The sequence below is a fragment of the Mesorhizobium sp. AR02 genome (assembly GCF_024746835.1).
Classification (GTDB): domain Bacteria; phylum Pseudomonadota; class Alphaproteobacteria; order Rhizobiales; family Rhizobiaceae; genus Mesorhizobium.
Genome location: NZ_CP080530.1, coordinates 806,734 through 823,297, shown reverse-complemented (window position 1 = coordinate 823,297; position 16,564 = coordinate 806,734). Strand labels below are relative to the sequence as shown.

Sequence of the window (16,564 nt, the reverse complement as noted above, 5' to 3'; positions counted from 1 at the left end):
ACTTCAGCTTTGAGAGCGGCTCTTGAAGCGCCAGGATTCGTTGCCAGTCTCGGCGATCTCACAGTGATGGGTGAGGCGGTCGAGCAGCGCGGTTGTCATCTTGGCGTCGCCGAAGACGCTCGGCCATTCCCCGAAGGCGAGATTGGTGGTGATGATGACGCTGGTGCGTTCGTAAAGCTTCGAGACCAGATGGAAGAGCAACTGCCCGCCGGCCTGGGCGAAGGGAAGATAGCCGAGTTCATCGAAGACGACGAAGTCGAGCCGGGTAAGGTGATCGGCAATGCGGCCCTGCCGGCCGGCACGGGTCTCGGTCTCGAGCCTGTTGACGAGGTCGACGACGTTGAAGAAGCGCCCGCGTGCTCCGTTGCGGATGAGAGAACGGGCAATGGCGATGGCCAGATGCGACTTGCCGGTGCCTGTCCCGCCGACCAGGACGACGTTGCGCTGATCGGCAACGAAAGCACCGCCGGCGAGATCGCGGATCAGAGGTTCGTTGACCGGCGTGCCGGCAAAATCGAAGTCCTCGATATCCTTGGCCAGCGGAAGCTTGGCGACGGTGAGCTGGTACTTGATGGAGCGGGCCTGCTTCTCCGATATCTCGGCCTGCAACAGATCGCCGACGATCTTCGGCGGTTCGTGCTGCCGCTTAATGGCGACGCCCATGATCTCGTCATAGGCCGCGCGCATCCCGAAGAGTTTCAGCGCCCCCATCAGTTCCAGTACTTCGGTGCGTTCCATGGCTGTTCGTCCTCCTGAGGCTGTCATAGCGGGCGCAGTCGGCGATCGGCTCGTGAGCCAGCTTCAGCGCCTGGGGAATGGAAAGGATCGTGCCCGGCGCCGGATCGCGGCTGCGGGCCAGGATGTTGAGGATCACCGCCGCCGACGAGACGCCGTGTTCGATGGCTTCCTGGCAGGCGGCCTCGACGGCGCTCAATCCGTCGGTCAGCACGCAGGTGAGGATCGACACCATCTGCCGGTCGCCGTCATCAACCGCCTTGAGCTTGCGGCGCACCTTCTCCATTGCCGACGGCAGGACCCAGCCAAGGAACGGCGCGCCGTTGCGCAATCCGCCCGGCTTGCGGGCCAGGACCGGCACGTAGTGCCAGGGATCGTAGATGACCTCGTTGCGGCCGAAGCAGCGGGCATGCTCGCCCACGACCACGCCGTCCTGGCGGATAATGATCCGGTCGGCATAAGCATGGATCTCGACCGGCCGGCCGACGGCACTCGACAGCACCGAGTATTTGTTGTTGTCGAAGCGCACCGTGCAGGTCTTCGACACCGACGCGGGAATGCAATGGAAGCCGTCGAAGCGACCGGCATAGGGAATGAAGCTAGCGCGCTCTTCTTCGAATACGTCCCAGACCGTGCGCTCGCCCCGTTCGGGATGCCGATGCGCCTTGGCATAGGCAACGCATTTGTCGGCCAGCCAGCCGTTGAGATCCTCCAGCGTCTTGAAGCGCAGCCTCGGTGTGAAGAAGCGCTCGCGCACCAGCCCGACCTGGTTCTCGACTTGCCCCTTCTCCCAGCCGGCCGCCGGCGTGCAGGCCTCCGGCTCGACAAGGTAATGCCCGCACATCTGCGCAAAGCGGCGGTTGTAGCGGCGATCCCTGCCGATGAAGATCGCGTCCACCGCCGTCTTCATGTTGTCGTAGATGCCGCGCGTGCAGGCGCCGCGGAAGAAGCTGAACGCCCGGTCATGGGCATCGAACACCATCTCCTGCGTTTCGCGCGGATAGGCCCGCACGAAGAACATACGGCTGTGGCAAAGCCGCATGTGCGCCACCTTCACCGTTACCGTCACGCCGTCGAGCAGAACGATCTCGTGGCTCCAGTCGAACTGGTAGGCCTCGCCCGGCGCAAAGCTCAACGGAATGTAGGCTTCGGCCGCGGCGCTGCCGCGATCTGCCTCCCAACTCTGAGCATGCCGCCACACCGAACTGTAGCTGCCGTCATAGCCGAGGCCGCGAAGCTCCTCAAAGATGCGGATCAGTGTCAGCCGCTCCCGCTGAGACTTGGCCGCATTCGCCGACAGCAGCCGATCCAACTCGTCACGCCAGGCGCCCATCCGGGGATAAGGCTGATGCTTGCGCTCGTAGCGGAACTCTGTCTCCTCGGAACGCAAAACCTTGCGCACCACCTTCCGGGAGATCTTCAGCTCCCGACAGATCGCCTTGATCGACTTTCCCTGCACCAGCGACAGCCGGCGTATCTTTGCAATCGTCTCCACAACCAACATCCAAAACACAAATGCCTCCGATCAAACCGGAGGCATCTTGATGGCCCCATCGTTAAGGGGGCCCGTTTGGACGAAAATCACCCCTCAAACAGGGTCCTCATTCCATGAAAAATCACATCCGGAATTGCCGCTCCCTGCCGCCGCGGCGGCTCGGGGTGTCTCGGTGGCGGATATGGTGGAGATGGTGCGCAAGGGTAGCGCGCGCGTGACAGGGGTGACGGATGGAACAGAGCTGAGTTCGATCCTGGTCGATGTCGTGAATTGAAGACTAAGAGAGGGCAGTAGCCAACGCCTGTTTTCGCCATGGTTGGGCAGGAAGGAATTGTCTTTTATTCGATTGCAACAGAAGTGGCTTTATCCATCTGCAAGATCGACTGCAACAAAGCCTTCTGTTCGTTCCCTCCCAGCGTCTCGCCGCTCACCAGTATTCCGTGCAGGATCTTTGCCTTGCTGCGCAGCGTGGCGAAGTCTGGACAAGGCCAAGTACAGATCTTGCGGAGCGCCGTCTCTTTCGCTTTGCGCCGACCATGGAGGTCTGCCAACTCCGAATCGGTTGCCGATCGCCCCATATGAGCGCGGTCGAGATAATGTGCGACGAGTTGCAGCCGTTCAACCGCGGTAAGGTAAGCACGGTGCGCCTGCTGAATGTCGACGGGTTCGCGATCCATGAATCCGTTCCTTATTTGAAGATTCGGCCTGAATCTTACGACGCAAGCGGCGACTGCGGGTGCGAAACCTTTTGTCATGCCCGCTTTTCACAGCCGCAGGCATGAACGCATGCACCTAGCGACAATCAGCTATAAGGCTATTGAGTTCGCCGGATCGTCTTGGCAAGTCCCAGCCGATGACTTTCCGCCAGATGGCTAGTGACCTCCTTGAACCAGTCGCTCGGCAGAGCGCCGATCACGCATGTTCCCCGTGCAACGGGTGACTGCGAAAGGTGTTCGGCGGGACGGACGTCAGGTCCAGGCCACGCGAACACGTTGATTTCGTCCGTATATATCCATGATGGCTTGTCATCGAGGCCCAGATGGCGCTTCAGCTTGGGAGGAACTTCAAGCGCCCTCCTCCCTTCCCAAGGCGGCGTATGCGAGGTGCCCAGGACATACGCAACAGGAGTTGGTCCGACATCGTGCCTGGCGAGAACGACCGCTGCGGGGTAGGTTTTCTCTCCATCTTCCCGTTGGCCGGCTTTAGATCTCCAAAGATACTCGTAAGCGATTACATGACCGACAGGAGGAACAGCAGGAATCTTCACTGAAGGTTCCTAGATTCTTGGACCTGCAGGCGCCTCTTCCTGATCGGGGATGTCATCCAGGTTGTAAGGCTGATCCGTAGCCACTTCGGAACTCAGGATCATGTCAACTTCGCCGCTCGACAGGTTGGCCGTCGGGACGGCTTGCCGGAACGAAGCCCACATCGCCTTGAAAAGCGGGGCGGACACAAGGAAAGCAGACGTTCGACCGTACTTGGTGATTTCAACCGGGCCTTGGAACGATCGATCATGCCACTCTCCAAAATTCTTCTGGATTTCGGATGCTGCAACGGAAACCATGGGGCTTCTCCATCTAAGTTTTCCGCATGTTACGTAACATACGGATTTTTGTCAAGGTGGAGTGTCACGAGATATCCGCAGGCATGCGGCTGAATGGCGGTGGTCCGCGCAGCTGCTCAGTCTCTGCGTCTACAAGTCGGTGTTCGGGAGCGCCTGCGCTATCTCCCGGGGAGCGCTCGCCGCCTGTTGGTCACGTCAGCGATGGGAACAGACCCTGCCGCCCGTCCCCGTTCTCGCCAGCGAATGCCTGAACCCTTGCCAGAGACTCGATGCCGGATGGCGGATCCGTGTTCTCAACGACGATGAACTGTCCGATGCCAGCTAACGACGACAGGTGTTCGTAGAACCGCCGACTGAGCGGCGTTGCGGCGAGCTGCTTTTCATACGAATCCAGTTCGCCGTACTTTTCGTAGAGCAACGGCCCGCGGTAGGTCAGCAACGGAGAATCCAAGAACACGAACCCCGGGTGCGGAAGGGACTTCTGACGGCAGTAGATCAGCACGGCGACCTTGAGCGCGGAGTGATAGATGGCCCTCACGCCTTTGCCGTTCTGCCGTCTCTGGTGGCCGTTGACCTGAATGTCGTCAGTCTCGGGATTCCAGACCACCCCGTCGACACGCGGGTACTCCCACTTCCGGAGCACGTCGGCAACCACCATCGACAGCTCGTGCCCGACGGTGGGGGCTATTCCCATGGTGATCCCTTCGGCGCGACCTTGCGAGGTCTTCAGCTTCTTCACCTCGTCCAGCTGGCGCTGCAGCGCGTCACGGGCGGCGATGGCTTCGCTTCTGAGGCGCGCTTGATTGAACTTGGACTGGAGGTCCAGGTAGCCGCGCCGCAACGATGCTTCCTGCGGCACCGCCGCCTTTATCTGGGCATCGATATTGTCCAGCGTTTCCTTCAGTCGGCGTTCCCGCCCGCGCAGCCGCTCGATTAGCGCCGTCAGGGAGACGATCAATTCCCGAAGGTCCTTGATGTCGCGTTCGATCTTCGCGATCTCCACCACCGAGGCCTGATGCTGCCGCTCCAGTTCGCCCTGTTCGTGAGGCCGATGCTGATTGCCGGGTTCGGCTCCGCAGACCGGACACGGCTGGTCGTCGAAGCGAAGCAGGAAATAGCCTCCTTCCTCGATCGCCTTGAGCCGCCGGATGTCGGATATGAACGTTTTCTCCAGGTCGCCGTATCGCATCAGGGACGTGTCGATTTCGCTCGCTTCGTCCCGCACGTCGTCGATGTCGATCATCAGGTTCCTGCGGTCCACGCGCAGCCTGTCGAGCTTCGTCTGAGCTTCCGCGAAGGTGTCACCCAGCGAGGAAAGGACTTCGTCCTCGACGCCGTCCGAGCCTTTGCCGTCGACGAAATCGATCAGAAAACTCTCGGGAAATCTGGCGATGCGGGCCTCGGCCTCCGTGATCATGGTTTCCAGTAGTTCGGCCTTGGCTGCCTTGGAGGTCTTCGCCTCGTTCGAATTCTGCACCCTGACAATCGAGGAGTCGTCCATACCCGTCATGATGAACCGGAACAGGTTCTTATCGGCGCCGGACATCGACCGCGAGTGCTGTCTCAACGGACTTTCGTCCCCGAGCATGCTCGTTTCGTCGACAAGCAAATACGGCATGAAGTTCCGGATGCTGAACGTGTCCTTCTTCCCTGCCTGGGTGACCGCGATCTTCGCGTCGTGGACTCCTAGATGCCCGAGAAGCTTCTCGGAAAGCGAAGTGGCCCCCTTGCGGGCCTTGCCATGCCTTGTACCCAGTCCCTCGGACGGCATCGACGCCGCGGAAACTTCGTCCGATGCTCCTTCTATCCATTCGATGTCGCCGCCGCGCGTGGAGCGCCGCAGCGTGACGGGCCGCCCCTCTGGCTCGAGCACGAACGAAAGGAAGACGTGTTCGTATCCCGCTGACTGCTCGATTCCGGGAAAGGGATCCCCGCTCCCCAGTATGTAGTCGACAGCCTTCAGGATGAACGACTTTCCGGCGTTGGAGCTGCCATAAAACAGTGACACGGCGCGGGCGAAATCGACGGCCGCCACCTCCTTGTCCTTCCCTGTGAAGCTGAGGCGCGTGAGGCGCATGGCGGGAGCGGAAGTCATTGAGCTGCTCCCGGCGCTTCACGCTGCTGGAATTCGACGACCCAACGCTCGATCTTCTGCCTCAACCCAGCGAGAAAGCCGGGATCCTCGTAGTGACGGGAGCGCAGCCAGCGCGCGCGGTCGATCAATTCCCGGTTATACGGAGAGTTGAGCAGGTCGACGAAGCCGGGCGCGTCGTCGCCCGCGCGAAAACAAACCCCGCGCTTCGGGTCGGCGACGACCTCGATCAACCGAACCCGGACCAGCATCTTGACGCCGTCGTCGATCCGGCGGCGTCGGACGTGATACTCCGTGAAACTCGACTTGTAGGTCGGATGCATGTCGTCCGGTCCGCCTGCCTGCGAAGAATGGACAACGAAATAATCGAGCAGCCCGAGTTGTTCTCGATCAAGCTCCATGGGGCTGAACTCGTTCAGAACGACAACCGAACGCATCCCCGTTTCGAGGACACCGTTAAAAAGGTCTTGGGAACGCGAAGCGCTCATCTCTTTTTCCACCACGGCATCGATCGCTCGTTGGCAAACACGTGACAGGTACCCTGCCTCACGCGTGTCGTCACACGACTGTGCCTGTCGAACAGTCCCCCGATTCTAGCGCTGCCGGCCGCATCCATCACAGCCCTAACTCGAGACAGGCCCACGCCCGAGCGGTACGCTTCATGAACCGCCGAACGGAGATTGTCCTGGTACTCGCCCACCACCTCGTGGCCGACCTTGCCGCTGAAGAACCTTTCAAATTCCACGGCGTCGAAATAGCGCCGACGGTGCATCTGGAAGTCCTCGCCGTGCTCATCGTGGGCAAGGATCGCCGCCGCATCCGCATAGGCGAATCCGTCGTGCTCGGAATAGACCATCCTGAGCTGCTCGCCGTAATGCTCGGATACCAAGTCAACCGTATCGGGCACCGTTCCACGAGGTGCATCTCCAGGATCGTCGCCGAAAGCCTTTGCCGCCGCGTAGACCACGTTCGGCAGCGTCATGATCTTGCCGCTCTCCCAGGCCTCCACGCAGTTGAAGTCAAAAGATTCGACGAACGTCCGGATGCCGGTGCTGAACGGTACCTTCGTGCCCTTGACGATCTTCCGGGAACACTGTTCATCCCACCCCTCGATGAGAGCCAGTTTCATCCGGCTCTTCTGATCGAACAGCGCCCGCGCAGGTCCCGACAGGTTCCCTGGCACCACGAACACATATTTGGACGGTAGAACGAACGCGCCCTCAGAGGCGTGAAAAAACATCTTGCCGAGCTCGAGGAGAATGTAATCCGGGCCAAGCGGCCGACGGTACTGTTTGCACTGGAAGTTATGCCACTCGCCTTCGTGCCTGCGGTTGGTCAGGAAACCCGCGACGTCTCGTCCCTTGTCGCCGGAGCCCGCATAGATTTCATGGTCGGAATAGATCTGCGTCTCGAGCGAGACCAAATGGTGCACGAAAATCTCGAGCGTCTTGTCGGAAGCCGCCGAGAGGCGACGAAGGAATGCTTCGTCGAGCGGCATGTCAGTACTCCCCTCTTGCCCTTTAACGGATTCCCTTCCAGCAGGGTCGCATCAGGGCGGTTTCGTCGCAAGGCTTCGACGGCGACACCACACAATGATTCCATGCGGCCGACCTATTTCCACCTTCCCAGCGAGAACGGCAAGCGTTGCTCCACTACTACAAAAAACTTACCTAACTTATGCGTCAAAAATCATCTTTTATTGAACTTATGAGTCAAATCCCACGCAACATATGAGTCAAAATCGGGATCAAACCCTTCCGATTTTCGCCGCCGGACGAGTCAAGTTATGGGTCACGGGACACGACTGTCGGTGCGACGAGTTTCGCGAACCGGCGCAGAGTTTCGTGTCCCGGGGCGAAGTTTCGCGGACTCGATTCACGAACCGGGAGCCAGGTCATGAGTAGGCTTGGCGCGCGGTCCCCTTGGCTTCATCGGCCCCCACAGACGCCGGCGACGGCGGACGCTGCCTGGCTTTCGGTCGCGATGCTTCCTCAGGAGGTTCGACGCGATGTCGAGGCTAAGCTCGATCCCGAACAGCGCCTTTGCGACGCATGGGTCCGAGAAGGATCGAACGACCGGCCTGACAAAGTTCGGCCGCGCGCTTTACGAGCTCAACATAGACATCATCTGCGCCAATTCTCCGCAGGCCAAGGGGCGTGTCGAGCGCGCAAACCAGACGCTACAGGACCGGCTTGTAAAGGAGCTGCGCCTGCGCGGTATCAGCACGAACGAGGCGGCGAATGCCTATGCGGCCGAGTTCGCTGCCGACTTCAATGCCCGCTTCGGCAAAGAGCCACGCAACCCGAAGGACATGCACCGCCTCCTCGCCGCTCACGAGAATCTGGACGGCGCCATGTGCCGCAAGGAATTCCGGACCCTGTCGCGAGCGTTGACGCTGCGCTACGACAAGGTGCTGTTCATCCTCGATCCGAGCCCGTTTGCGAAGGGTTTGGCCGGCAAGAAAGTCGTGGTTTGCGATTACCCGGACGGCCGGCTCGATATCATGGAAGGCAGCACCTCTCTGCCCTACAGAACCTTCGACAAGCTACGCTCGGTTCACAGATCGGAGATCGTCGAGAACAAACGCTTGGATGAGGCGCTTTTGATGGTGGCCGAGATGCAGGTCGGGCGGGACATGCAGCGCAGCCAGCATGGGCCGCGGCGAACTGGCCAGACGAACCATATGTTCGGCATCCCTGATGGCAGCCAGAGCAACGGCTATGTGAAGCGCGGCACGAAGCCGGGTCGCAGGACGGATTTCATGAATGATCCTGCGGTTAACGCTCGGCTCGAACAGGCGCTAGCGAGGCTGGCCGCAGCAGAATAATCGGCCGCTTTCGGCCCGCTGCAAGACGTTCGCCGTGCCCGCTTTGGGGGCGCGACTGGCGGACTAACAGCCGAGGGTGAAGTCGCTTTGCGATGACGCTAGAAAGCACCCACGCGACTCGGGTAAGATCGCCTCATGGCTAGATGCACAGCACCAGTAAGAGGCCATCGCTCAGCGGCCGCTGCCGCGGACTGCCCAGCATGTGGTAGCCGCTATGGCCGCGGCTACAGCTGCATGATCTTCGTCATAACTCCGAGTGCCGGATTATTCCGAGTGACGGTCCGGGAGGCCAAAGAGTGCGGGCGATCTGTGGCTGTTGGGTCGGCATAATCAGAGGCTCTTCAGGAATGCAAGGAGATGGTCGTCGGGCTTGTAGCGGCCCAACCGGATGTCGGCCGTGTCGGTCTTCGCCAGAGCTTGCTCCTTGAGCTTCATGTCGGCCTGAAGATAGATGGCGGTGGTTTCGACCGACTCGTGGCCCAGCCACAGAGCAATGACCGAGCGGTCGACGCCGTGCTGGAGCAGGTCCATTGCCAGGGTATGCCTCAGGACATGCGGCGTTACGTGCTTGCTGGCCAGCGATGGGCAGTGGCGACGTGCGACGGCGAGGTGCTTGTTCAGCAGATATTGAAGTGCGTCGTGACTCAATGACGTGCCGCTTATCGTCGGGAAGGCAGGATCGGCGCTCCGCCCGCGTCGCTCGGCAAGCCAGGCACGCAGCACCGTGACCGTATCCTTGCGAAGCGGGGTATTGCGGAGTTTTCGGCCCTTTCCCTGACATTGCACATAGGCGGCCGGGCCAAGGACAATGTCCTCGCAGCGAAGGCCGACGATTTCGGCAGCACGCAGGCCGGTCTGCACGGCCAGCAACAGAAGCGCCCGGTCACGGCGCCCGATCCAGCTGCCGAGGTCGGGGGCGGCGAGCAAGGCGGCGACTTCGACGCTACTGAGGAAGGCGACCGGCCGGCGCACGTAACGCTTGCTCGGAATGGCGAGCACGCGCTGAGCCAATGCGCTGTGTTCCGGCGCATGCAAGGCCACATAGCGGAAGAAGGAATGGATGGCGGCAAGACGGACATTGCGGCTCCTGGCGCAGTTGTCGCGTTCGTGTTCGAGATGATCGAGGAAGGCGCCAAGGAAGGCGGTGTCGAGATCCGGCAAGGTGACGTGCGAGGCCCCCTTGCGTAGCTGCCGCTGGGCATAGGCCAGCAGCAGGCAGAAGGTATCGCGGTAGCTCGCCAGCGTATGCGGGCTTGCTTGTCGTTGTCTGATGAGGCGATCGGTGAAGAAGGCCTCAAGAAGAGCGGGGAACGTTGGGGCGGCGCTCATGGGCGGGATTCCGGCTGAGATTGTTCCGCCCGCAGCAGCGCTTGCTGCAGCAGCTCCGGCGTTGCCGTCAAATACCAATAGGTGTCGGTGATGTGGGCATGGCCGAGATAGGTCGCCAACTCGGGCAGGTGGCGTTCGACATCGATGCCGTTGCGATACCAGCGCAGCAATGTTGTCACGGCCAGTCGGTGGCGAAGGTCGTGCAGGCGTGGCCCGCGGGAGTCATTGGCGCCGCGGAGGCCGACCTCGCGCGACAGCTTGACGAACGTCCACCGCACGGCCCATTCGGTTAAACGCATGCCGCGCTCGGAAAGGAAGAAGCTGGAGCTCAGGGGATTGGGGCATGACCGGTCTCGGCTGGCCGCATAGATTTTGAGAGCGTGTTGCGTCGAGGGGTGAAGCGGCACGTAGCGCGACTTGCCGAACTTCGTGTCGCGAACCGTCAGCACGCCATCAACGAGATTGGTGTCGCCGCGATCGAGACGCAGCGGTTCGTTACAGCGCATGCCGGTCGCCGCGTACAAGCCGAAGAGCGTGGCATAGGTCTGCGGGCGAAGGCCGACTGTCGACGGCAAGCGCTTTGCCGCGTCGATCAGTCGGGTGATCTCTTCGTCGCGGTAAACATAGGGCGACGATGGCCGACGATACCGGTGAGGAAGAAGGTCGGGCGGCGGGACGACGGTCTGCGGGTCAATGGCGCTGCAATAGCGCGCGAGCCGGCGAACCATCGCCAACCGGTTGGCCCACTGGGCGGGCTGTGCCTCTGCCGGCTGCATGGCCCAGGCCAGGGCAATCTCGGTGGTGATGACGGTGGCGCCGGAAGATTCGGCAAAGACAACGAAGCGCTGCAGCAACCGTCCGGAAAGACGCAGCTTATGGCCGAGGGCGCGGCGCGCGGCCAGGTACTCTTCGAGCGCCGCTTGCAACGCGCTCATGATGCGACTCCTGGCCAGGGTAGCGCAATGGCACGCAACGCCGCGATGTCGACTTTGGCATAGATCTGTGTCGTGTTCGGCTGGCTGTGGCGGAGAAGTTGACCGATTTCAACGAGCGAGGCGCCGCGGCGCAGCAGATCGGTGGCGAGTGAGTGACGCAACAGGTGCGCACCCTTGAACGCCGGCGTCAGACCGGCGCGCTTGAGCGCACGATGGACGATGCAGCAAATAGTCGACGGGCTGACAAAACTCCGTCTGGGCGCCTTTATGCGAATGAAGACGCGGCGTGTTGAGCAAGCAGGCCGATCTTGCCGCAGATAGTCGACCAAGGCGGCACCGACATCCGCCGGCAGTGGCAGCCGCGCCAGCCGTTGACCCTTGCCATGCACGACGATCTCGCCGCAATCCCAGTCGAGATCGTCCAGGGTCAAGGCCGAGACTTCGCCACCCCGTAAGCCGAGGCGCGCGAGCAGCATCAGAACCGCGTAGTCCCTGCGGCCGGCCGGTGTTCTCCTGTCGCAAGACGCAAGGAGCCGTTCGACCTGTTCGGCAGGCAGCGCCTTCGGCAGATGTGCCAAGCGCCAGCCGGCGATCCCAGGCACCGCGACAGCGAGATCGGTGGCAAGCAACCCGCGTTGCTGGAGGAAGCGCAGAAACGAACGCAGCGCCGTGACCGCCAACTTGGCGCGGCCGGGCGAACCGGCCTGGGCGCGCCGCACGATGAACCGATGAACGTCGCCCACTCGCAAGCGGTCAAAATCCGGATCGTTGCCGCCAAACTGTTCGTCCAGGAACCCACGAACAATCGGCAGATAGTTCGTCAATGTCGATGCCGAGAGACCACGCTCGGTGCGCAGGAATTCCCCAAATGCGTCGATCAGCTTACCCTTGGCGCTCGTATCGACCTCCAGCAGCGGTACCGGCACGCCGCCCGTGTCGCGCAGATATCGGAGCAACTGCCGAATGGTCCAGGCATCGCCACGCCTCGGGCGCCGACCAAGTTCCGTCAGAAATCGATCTGCGTCCTCTTCCCCGAGCAAGCTCAGCGGAACATCCTGCCTCTCCACCCAAGCACTGAAACCAGCCAGGAGCTTAATCTTCTGCTGAACAGTCGTTTTGGGGTATCCCTGGCCATCGAGCAAAGCCTCGAAACCATCCAGGTGGCTAGCCAATCGGCCTATCCAGCGATCTTTGGCTAGCGCCTCATTCAGATCAATCATCGTCTGTCTCCCTATATCGTGGGAAAGTTCACGCTCAGAAAGAGCAGCCGAATAATGTCGCGCAATCAACGGCCGACGCTGATCCAATTACTTGCAATCATGAGAAAATTACGCCGCGGCGATGGCGTCACTCGGAATAATCCGGCACTCGGAGTTATGTCGCTAATTCCGAACCCGGAATTATCGTCACAGCTTTGCGGTCGGGCGACTTCTGCGGTGGTATCGCGACGGACATAACCCCACCGACAAGCTCGTTAAGCTGTCGACCTTCATGGGCCACGTCGACCCCGCTTCCACCGCCGTCTATCTCACCGTTACCGCCGATCTCCTGGAAGCCGCCGGCCAGCGCTTCGAACGCTGTGCAGCACCCCTTTCGTATGGAGGACGGCTATGAGAACCGTCGGCAGTCTCGTCTATCAGTTCTTCGAACACCATCTCAAAGCCGAGAAGGGTCTGGCGTCCACCTCGATCCGGAGCTACCGCGACGGAATACGGTTGTTTCTCCTATTCTTGGCCCGGGAGAACCGAACTCCGATCAGCAAGCTCAGGCTGAGCGACCTCAGCGCCGACAATGTGCGGGCATTTCTCGCCCATCTTGAAGCCGAGCGCGGCAACGACATCCGAGCACGGAACCACCGGCTAGCAATGCTACACACCTTCTTCGCCTATGCCGGCGGCCAGGAACCTATAGTGCTGCCGGAGGCCGAGCGCGTCGCCGCCATCCCAAGGAAGCGTGCGCAGCCGGCAGCCACCTATTATCTCGAACGCGACGAGGTCGAACGGCTCTTCGACAAACTGCCGCGCGGCGGAAAGCTCGCCATCCGCGACAAGGCGCTGCTCATGTTCCTGTACAATACGGGCGCCCGCGCAACGGAAGTCATCGGACTGATCGTCGATCAGTTGGTTTTGACCTCCTCACCGCGGGTGAACCTGCACGGCAAGGGCGATAAGTGGCGGACCTGCCCACTATGGCCCGAGACTGCCCGCCTGCTTGGCGAGATGCTGCGTAACCGACGCCAGCCAGCCACGCCGGAAAGTCCGGTATTCCTGAGCAACGTCGGCAAGCCGCTGACGCGATTCGGCCTCTACAAGCTTGTCTGGCGTCATGGTTCGAGTATTCGCATTGGCAACGGACAAAGGTCCATATCTCCACATGTTTGGAGACACACGACGGCCGTTCATCTCCTCGAGTCCGGCGTCGACGTGAACGTCATAAGAGGTTGGCTTGGCCACGTCAGCCTGGATACGACCAACCGATATGCCGAGATTAGCATCAGGATGAAGCAGGAGGCACTTGAGGCTTGTCAGGTGCTTGCTACTTCTTCGGTGGGACCGCCCCGAAAGCCAGTCTGGCAGAGCGAGCCAAAACTTCTCGAATGGCTTGCCGGCCTCTGATCGTTATGTGCCCCGTGTCGTCGAGAACGCTTGGGTCAGCAGGTCGCGGGGCACATAACCGCTCGGGACACAAAAGCCCGATTACGTGCCCGGGCACGTAATCGGGCACCGTGATGGTCGCCACTCCGCCGAAGGCGGCGAACATGCCGACATGGCAGCCGATCCAGTCGCCCAGCCCTTCGCTCGGCCGAGCCTCGCAGTAAACATAGCTGGAGGCTCCCAATGCGCCGACGAACAACTTCATGGCCTGAGCTTCGCCCGTTATCGGGTCGACGATATCGATGGTGTCGCCGGCGTAATCGACAAACACCTTCTCACCGGCGGCGTGGCGTTGGCGCATCGTTGGCGACACGCGCTGCTTCCAGGCCTCGTAGCTCGTGCAGAACCAGGTATAGCCATAGCCGTTGGGACGGTCCGTGCGATATTCCACCCAGAGCAGCGAACGCGTCACTCCGGGGCGGCGCAGTTCCCGATCGACATGAGCCCAGTCAGGCTCGGGGCCGCGGTCGGTCTTGACGCAGACCTGCCCCGGAAACAGCAACCGTTCCAGGCTCGTGTCGGTCATCGCCTCGGCAACGGCCAGGTTAGTTTGGCTGCATTGGCCCGGTGAAGGTAAATTCCCACGGCCCCTTTGCTGATCCCCAACGACTTGGCAATCAGCCGGCTGCTAAGCCCGCTCTCGTACTTCAGTCGCAATAGTTCGCGTATGCGGCGCATCGACAATCTCTCGGTCGGCATCTGGATTCCTCGTGTCAAAACGAGTGTGTCCATAGCCCAGTCAGACTGTCGGTCGGGATCCCTTCACCCTTGCTCTAAAGGTGCCCACCATCCTCTGAAATCACTGCCCACGATCCTCTGAAATGGGTGCCCACGATCCTCTGAAATCCGCACGTTTCCCACGAGACCATCCGCCGATGGTGCCGAAAGCACGGCCCTGATTATGCGCGCCGCATGCGCCGCAGGCACCGACGAAAGATGATGTCTGGCACCTGGATGAAGTCGCGGTGCGCATCAACGGTCAGAAATGCTGGTTGTGGAGAGCGGTTGATCAGGACGGATATGTGCTCGACGAGATTGTCCAGACGCGTCGCAACACCAAGGCCGCCAGGCGCCTGCTGACGCGACTTCTGAAGAAGCAGGGTCTGCCGCCAAAGCGTATGATCACCGACAAACTGCGCTCCTACGGGGCGGCCAAACGCCAGGCTCATGCCGAACGTGGAACACCGCTCGCACAAAGGCTTGAACAACCGGGCGGAGAATTCTCATCTGCCGTTCCGAAAACGGGAACGAACGCGACAGGGTTTCCGGTCGGTCGGCTCATTGCAGCATTTCGTGTCGATCTTCTCCGCCGTCCGAAATCTCTTCGTCCCATCCCAGACCAACCGCTCCGCAGCACAAATTCGAACCCATCGACGCCAAGCCATGGCCGCGTGGGAAGCCGTGAGTGCACGGCCTGCCTGAAAAGCGCGGTATCGGCCTCACGCGGCCACATTTCAAACAACGTGACAACGCCGGCAAAATATGTCTTCGAGGTTCACGGCATCGACAAAGCACGGGATGAGCTGACGAAAGGCGGCAATCTTGTTGACCGTTGACTGAAGTGAGTTTAAACGGTGGCGGAATAAACTCGACATTCAGGAGAAAAACCGTCGCGATGCCTTATGCCACAACCTGTGAATCCTAAGGAGATAACGTCGGAGCGCATTCGGCGTCATGGCAAAGAACTCTGGGAGAGCGTACGCGCGCGCGGCGCAGGTATCAATTATCCTTTTCCAGACCATATGACCTTGCGCTCTTTCTCGTTGGGAGAGGTCGCTGAGATTCTCAGTGTGTCGGACAGCTATCTGCGCCAGCTGTCAATTGATGGTCTGGGGCCAACACCGGAGCTAGGGACCGCAGGGCGACGCTCCTATACGCTTCGACAGATCAACGAACTTCGTGCTTATCTCGCTTCGGCCCGTCCGAAAGAGGCTTTGAAGTTTTGCCCGCGGAGGCGCGAGGGTGAGAAACTACAGATCATCTCAGTAGCCGCCGGCCCCGCAAGAACCACTACAGCGTTCTATCTGGTTCAGGGCCTTGCACTTCAAGGATTCCGCGTTCTCGCTGTAGATCTCGATCCGAGGGGCTCATTGTCGGAAATGTTCGGTTACTTCTCGAGTATCATTCCCGTCCACAATGCGAGCATGTATGCCGCGATACGCTATGATGACCGCCGGGCCAGTATACGTACTGCAATCCGATCGACCCATTTTGATGGTCTTGATCTCGTGCCGGGCTCTTTCGAGCTCGGCGAGTTCGAGGAGGAAAGTTCGCGGCGCTACCATAGCGAGAACTTGAGGTACCCAGATGCCAGCGTCAGAATGGTGTCTGCGATCAAGGAAGTCGAGGCGGATTACGACGTCGTCGTTATCCACTGTGCACCTGAATACAGCTTCTTGACCGTGGGTGCGTTTGAAGCAGCGACCGGCGTGCTGGTGATGGTCCGCCCGCAATTGGCTGATATTGCGTCAATGGCCATGTTCCTCAACATTTTCTCGCATTCCGTCTCCCTGATCGAAAAAGCTGAGCGGCCCGTAAATTATGATTTTATCAAATTCTTGGTGACACGGCACGACCCGCGCGACGTCTCACAGCAGGAGGCTGTCGCCCTACTGCGGGACTTACTGGGGGATGATCTCTTGACTGCGACCGTCTGGGAATCGAACGCGATCCGGGAAGCGCGGCTCAAAAACCGATCATTGTATGAGATGTCAGCGGGAGCGGTAGGCCGATCGGCATACGAGCAAGCGATGGAATCGCTGAATTCTACCAATGCGGAGGTAATGGACATCATATCCAAGGTTTGGGGCCGTCCCCCGATTTATGTGTCGCAGGCTTCGCACTCGACGACTGCAGGTAAGGCGAAACCCCCATCGAGGAGGCTTAGCGGCACCGTAAACTTAACGCTGTGAAAACAAGATCTGGGAGTGAGG

General features: G+C 60.5%; 12 protein-coding genes and 4 pseudogenes. 5 read left to right on the top strand and 11 right to left on the bottom strand.

The annotated features are described in order from the left end of the window. Positions 1-3 precede the first annotated feature (3 nt). From istB to DBIPINDM_RS03810, 7 genes are all read right to left on the bottom strand, one after another. Positions 4-738 (bottom strand): IS21-like element helper ATPase IstB, encoded by a 735-nt coding sequence (gene istB / locus DBIPINDM_RS03840; RefSeq protein WP_258580813.1) that lies wholly within the window; start codon positions 736-738, stop codon positions 4-6. Beyond that, positions 671-2,239, bottom strand: coding sequence for an IS21 family transposase (istA, locus tag DBIPINDM_RS03835; protein WP_258581217.1), 1,569 nt, complete (start codon positions 2,237-2,239; stop codon positions 671-673). Before istA ends, istB begins: the two co-directional genes overlap by 68 nt. Before the next feature lie 329 nt (positions 2,240-2,568). Beyond that, positions 2,569-2,907 carry a hypothetical protein gene (locus DBIPINDM_RS03830; protein WP_258580812.1) on the bottom strand — a complete coding sequence of 113 codons (339 nt, stop codon included), beginning with the start codon at positions 2,905-2,907 and terminating at the stop codon, positions 2,569-2,571. Between the two features lie 599 nt (positions 2,908-3,506). Beyond that, positions 3,507-3,794 carry a hypothetical protein gene (locus DBIPINDM_RS03825; protein ID WP_258580811.1) on the bottom strand — a complete coding sequence of 96 codons (288 nt, stop codon included), beginning with the start codon at positions 3,792-3,794 and terminating at the stop codon, positions 3,507-3,509. Positions 3,795-3,984: 190 nt separating this feature from the next. Continuing rightward, entirely contained in the window at positions 3,985-5,889 is a 1,905-nt protein-coding gene (locus DBIPINDM_RS03820) for a hypothetical protein (RefSeq protein ID WP_258580810.1), read from the bottom strand. Further along, positions 5,886-6,374: an ABC-three component system middle component 2 gene (locus tag DBIPINDM_RS03815; RefSeq protein WP_258580809.1), complete on the bottom strand. Its 489-nt coding sequence runs from the start codon at positions 6,372-6,374 to the stop codon at positions 5,886-5,888. Before DBIPINDM_RS03815 ends, DBIPINDM_RS03820 begins: the two co-directional genes overlap by 4 nt. Beyond that, a complete protein-coding gene (locus DBIPINDM_RS03810) occupies positions 6,371-7,384 on the bottom strand; it encodes an ABC-three component system protein (RefSeq protein ID WP_258580808.1) in 1,014 nt (337 codons plus the stop codon). Before DBIPINDM_RS03810 ends, DBIPINDM_RS03815 begins: the two co-directional genes overlap by 4 nt. A 546-nt stretch (positions 7,385-7,930) precedes the next feature. On the opposite strand from DBIPINDM_RS03810, the pseudogene DBIPINDM_RS03805 reads away from it, so the two are divergent. Together DBIPINDM_RS03805 and DBIPINDM_RS03800 are read left to right on the top strand one after the other, a co-directional pair. Further along, positions 7,931-8,713, top strand: a pseudogene (locus DBIPINDM_RS03805) (ISNCY family transposase); the annotation flags it as partial. 135 nt (positions 8,714-8,848) lie between these two features. After that, positions 8,849-8,944: pseudogene (locus DBIPINDM_RS03800) on the top strand (TIR domain protein); the annotation flags it as partial. Between the two features lie 99 nt (positions 8,945-9,043). On the opposite strand, the gene DBIPINDM_RS03795 reads toward DBIPINDM_RS03800, so the two are convergent. From DBIPINDM_RS03795 to DBIPINDM_RS03785, 3 genes are read right to left on the bottom strand one after another with little or no spacing between them, the layout of a single operon-like run. Further along, positions 9,044-10,042, bottom strand: coding sequence for a site-specific integrase (locus DBIPINDM_RS03795; RefSeq protein ID WP_258580649.1), 999 nt, complete (start codon positions 10,040-10,042; stop codon positions 9,044-9,046). Beyond that, entirely contained in the window at positions 10,039-10,977 is a 939-nt protein-coding gene (locus DBIPINDM_RS03790; protein ID WP_258580807.1) for a tyrosine-type recombinase/integrase, read from the bottom strand. Before DBIPINDM_RS03790 ends, DBIPINDM_RS03795 begins: the two co-directional genes overlap by 4 nt. Next, positions 10,974-12,197, bottom strand: a complete 1,224-nt coding sequence (locus DBIPINDM_RS03785; RefSeq protein ID WP_258580651.1) for a site-specific integrase — start codon at positions 12,195-12,197, stop codon at positions 10,974-10,976. Before DBIPINDM_RS03785 ends, DBIPINDM_RS03790 begins: the two co-directional genes overlap by 4 nt. 390 nt (positions 12,198-12,587) lie before the next feature. Here DBIPINDM_RS03785 and DBIPINDM_RS03780 point away from each other — a divergent pair, with 390 nt between their 5' ends. Further along, complete coding sequence (locus DBIPINDM_RS03780) at positions 12,588-13,592, top strand: tyrosine-type recombinase/integrase (RefSeq protein ID WP_258580806.1); 1,005 nt, start codon at positions 12,588-12,590, stop codon at positions 13,590-13,592. Positions 13,593-13,692: 100 nt separating this feature from the next. Here DBIPINDM_RS03780 and DBIPINDM_RS03775 read toward each other — a convergent pair. Next, positions 13,693-14,330: pseudogene (locus DBIPINDM_RS03775) on the bottom strand (sigma factor-like helix-turn-helix DNA-binding protein); the annotation flags it as partial. A gap of 153 nt (positions 14,331-14,483) precedes the next feature. Here DBIPINDM_RS03775 and DBIPINDM_RS03770 point away from each other — a divergent pair. Both DBIPINDM_RS03770 and repA read left to right on the top strand, forming a co-directional pair. Beyond that, positions 14,484-15,053: pseudogene (locus DBIPINDM_RS03770) on the top strand (IS6 family transposase); the annotation flags it as partial. Between the two features lie 200 nt (positions 15,054-15,253). Next, positions 15,254-16,543, top strand: coding sequence for a plasmid partitioning protein RepA (gene repA / locus DBIPINDM_RS03765; RefSeq protein WP_258580805.1), 1,290 nt, complete (start codon positions 15,254-15,256; stop codon positions 16,541-16,543). Positions 16,544-16,564: the final 21 nt, after the last annotated feature.

Coding starts and splice junctions, on each gene's coding strand:
- DBIPINDM_RS03820 (WP_258580810.1), bottom strand. CDS start 5,889: ATGACTTCCGCTCCCGCCATGCGCCTCACGCGCCTCAGCTTCACAGGG.
- DBIPINDM_RS03825 (WP_258580811.1), bottom strand. CDS start 3,794: ATGGTTTCCGTTGCAGCATCCGAAATCCAGAAGAATTTTGGAGAGTGG.
- DBIPINDM_RS03785 (WP_258580651.1), bottom strand. CDS start 12,197: ATGATTGATCTGAATGAGGCGCTAGCCAAAGATCGCTGGATAGGCCGA.
- DBIPINDM_RS03830 (WP_258580812.1), bottom strand. CDS start 2,907: ATGGATCGCGAACCCGTCGACATTCAGCAGGCGCACCGTGCTTACCTT.
- DBIPINDM_RS03780 (WP_258580806.1), top strand. CDS start 12,588: ATGAGAACCGTCGGCAGTCTCGTCTATCAGTTCTTCGAACACCATCTC.
- istA (WP_258581217.1), bottom strand. CDS start 2,239: ATGTTGGTTGTGGAGACGATTGCAAAGATACGCCGGCTGTCGCTGGTG.
- DBIPINDM_RS03795 (WP_258580649.1), bottom strand. CDS start 10,042: ATGAGCGCCGCCCCAACGTTCCCCGCTCTTCTTGAGGCCTTCTTCACC.
- repA (WP_258580805.1), top strand. CDS start 15,254: ATGCCACAACCTGTGAATCCTAAGGAGATAACGTCGGAGCGCATTCGG.
- DBIPINDM_RS03810 (WP_258580808.1), bottom strand. CDS start 7,384: ATGCCGCTCGACGAAGCATTCCTTCGTCGCCTCTCGGCGGCTTCCGAC.
- DBIPINDM_RS03790 (WP_258580807.1), bottom strand. CDS start 10,977: ATGAGCGCGTTGCAAGCGGCGCTCGAAGAGTACCTGGCCGCGCGCCGC.
- DBIPINDM_RS03815 (WP_258580809.1), bottom strand. CDS start 6,374: ATGAGCGCTTCGCGTTCCCAAGACCTTTTTAACGGTGTCCTCGAAACG.
- istB (WP_258580813.1), bottom strand. CDS start 738: ATGGAACGCACCGAAGTACTGGAACTGATGGGGGCGCTGAAACTCTTC.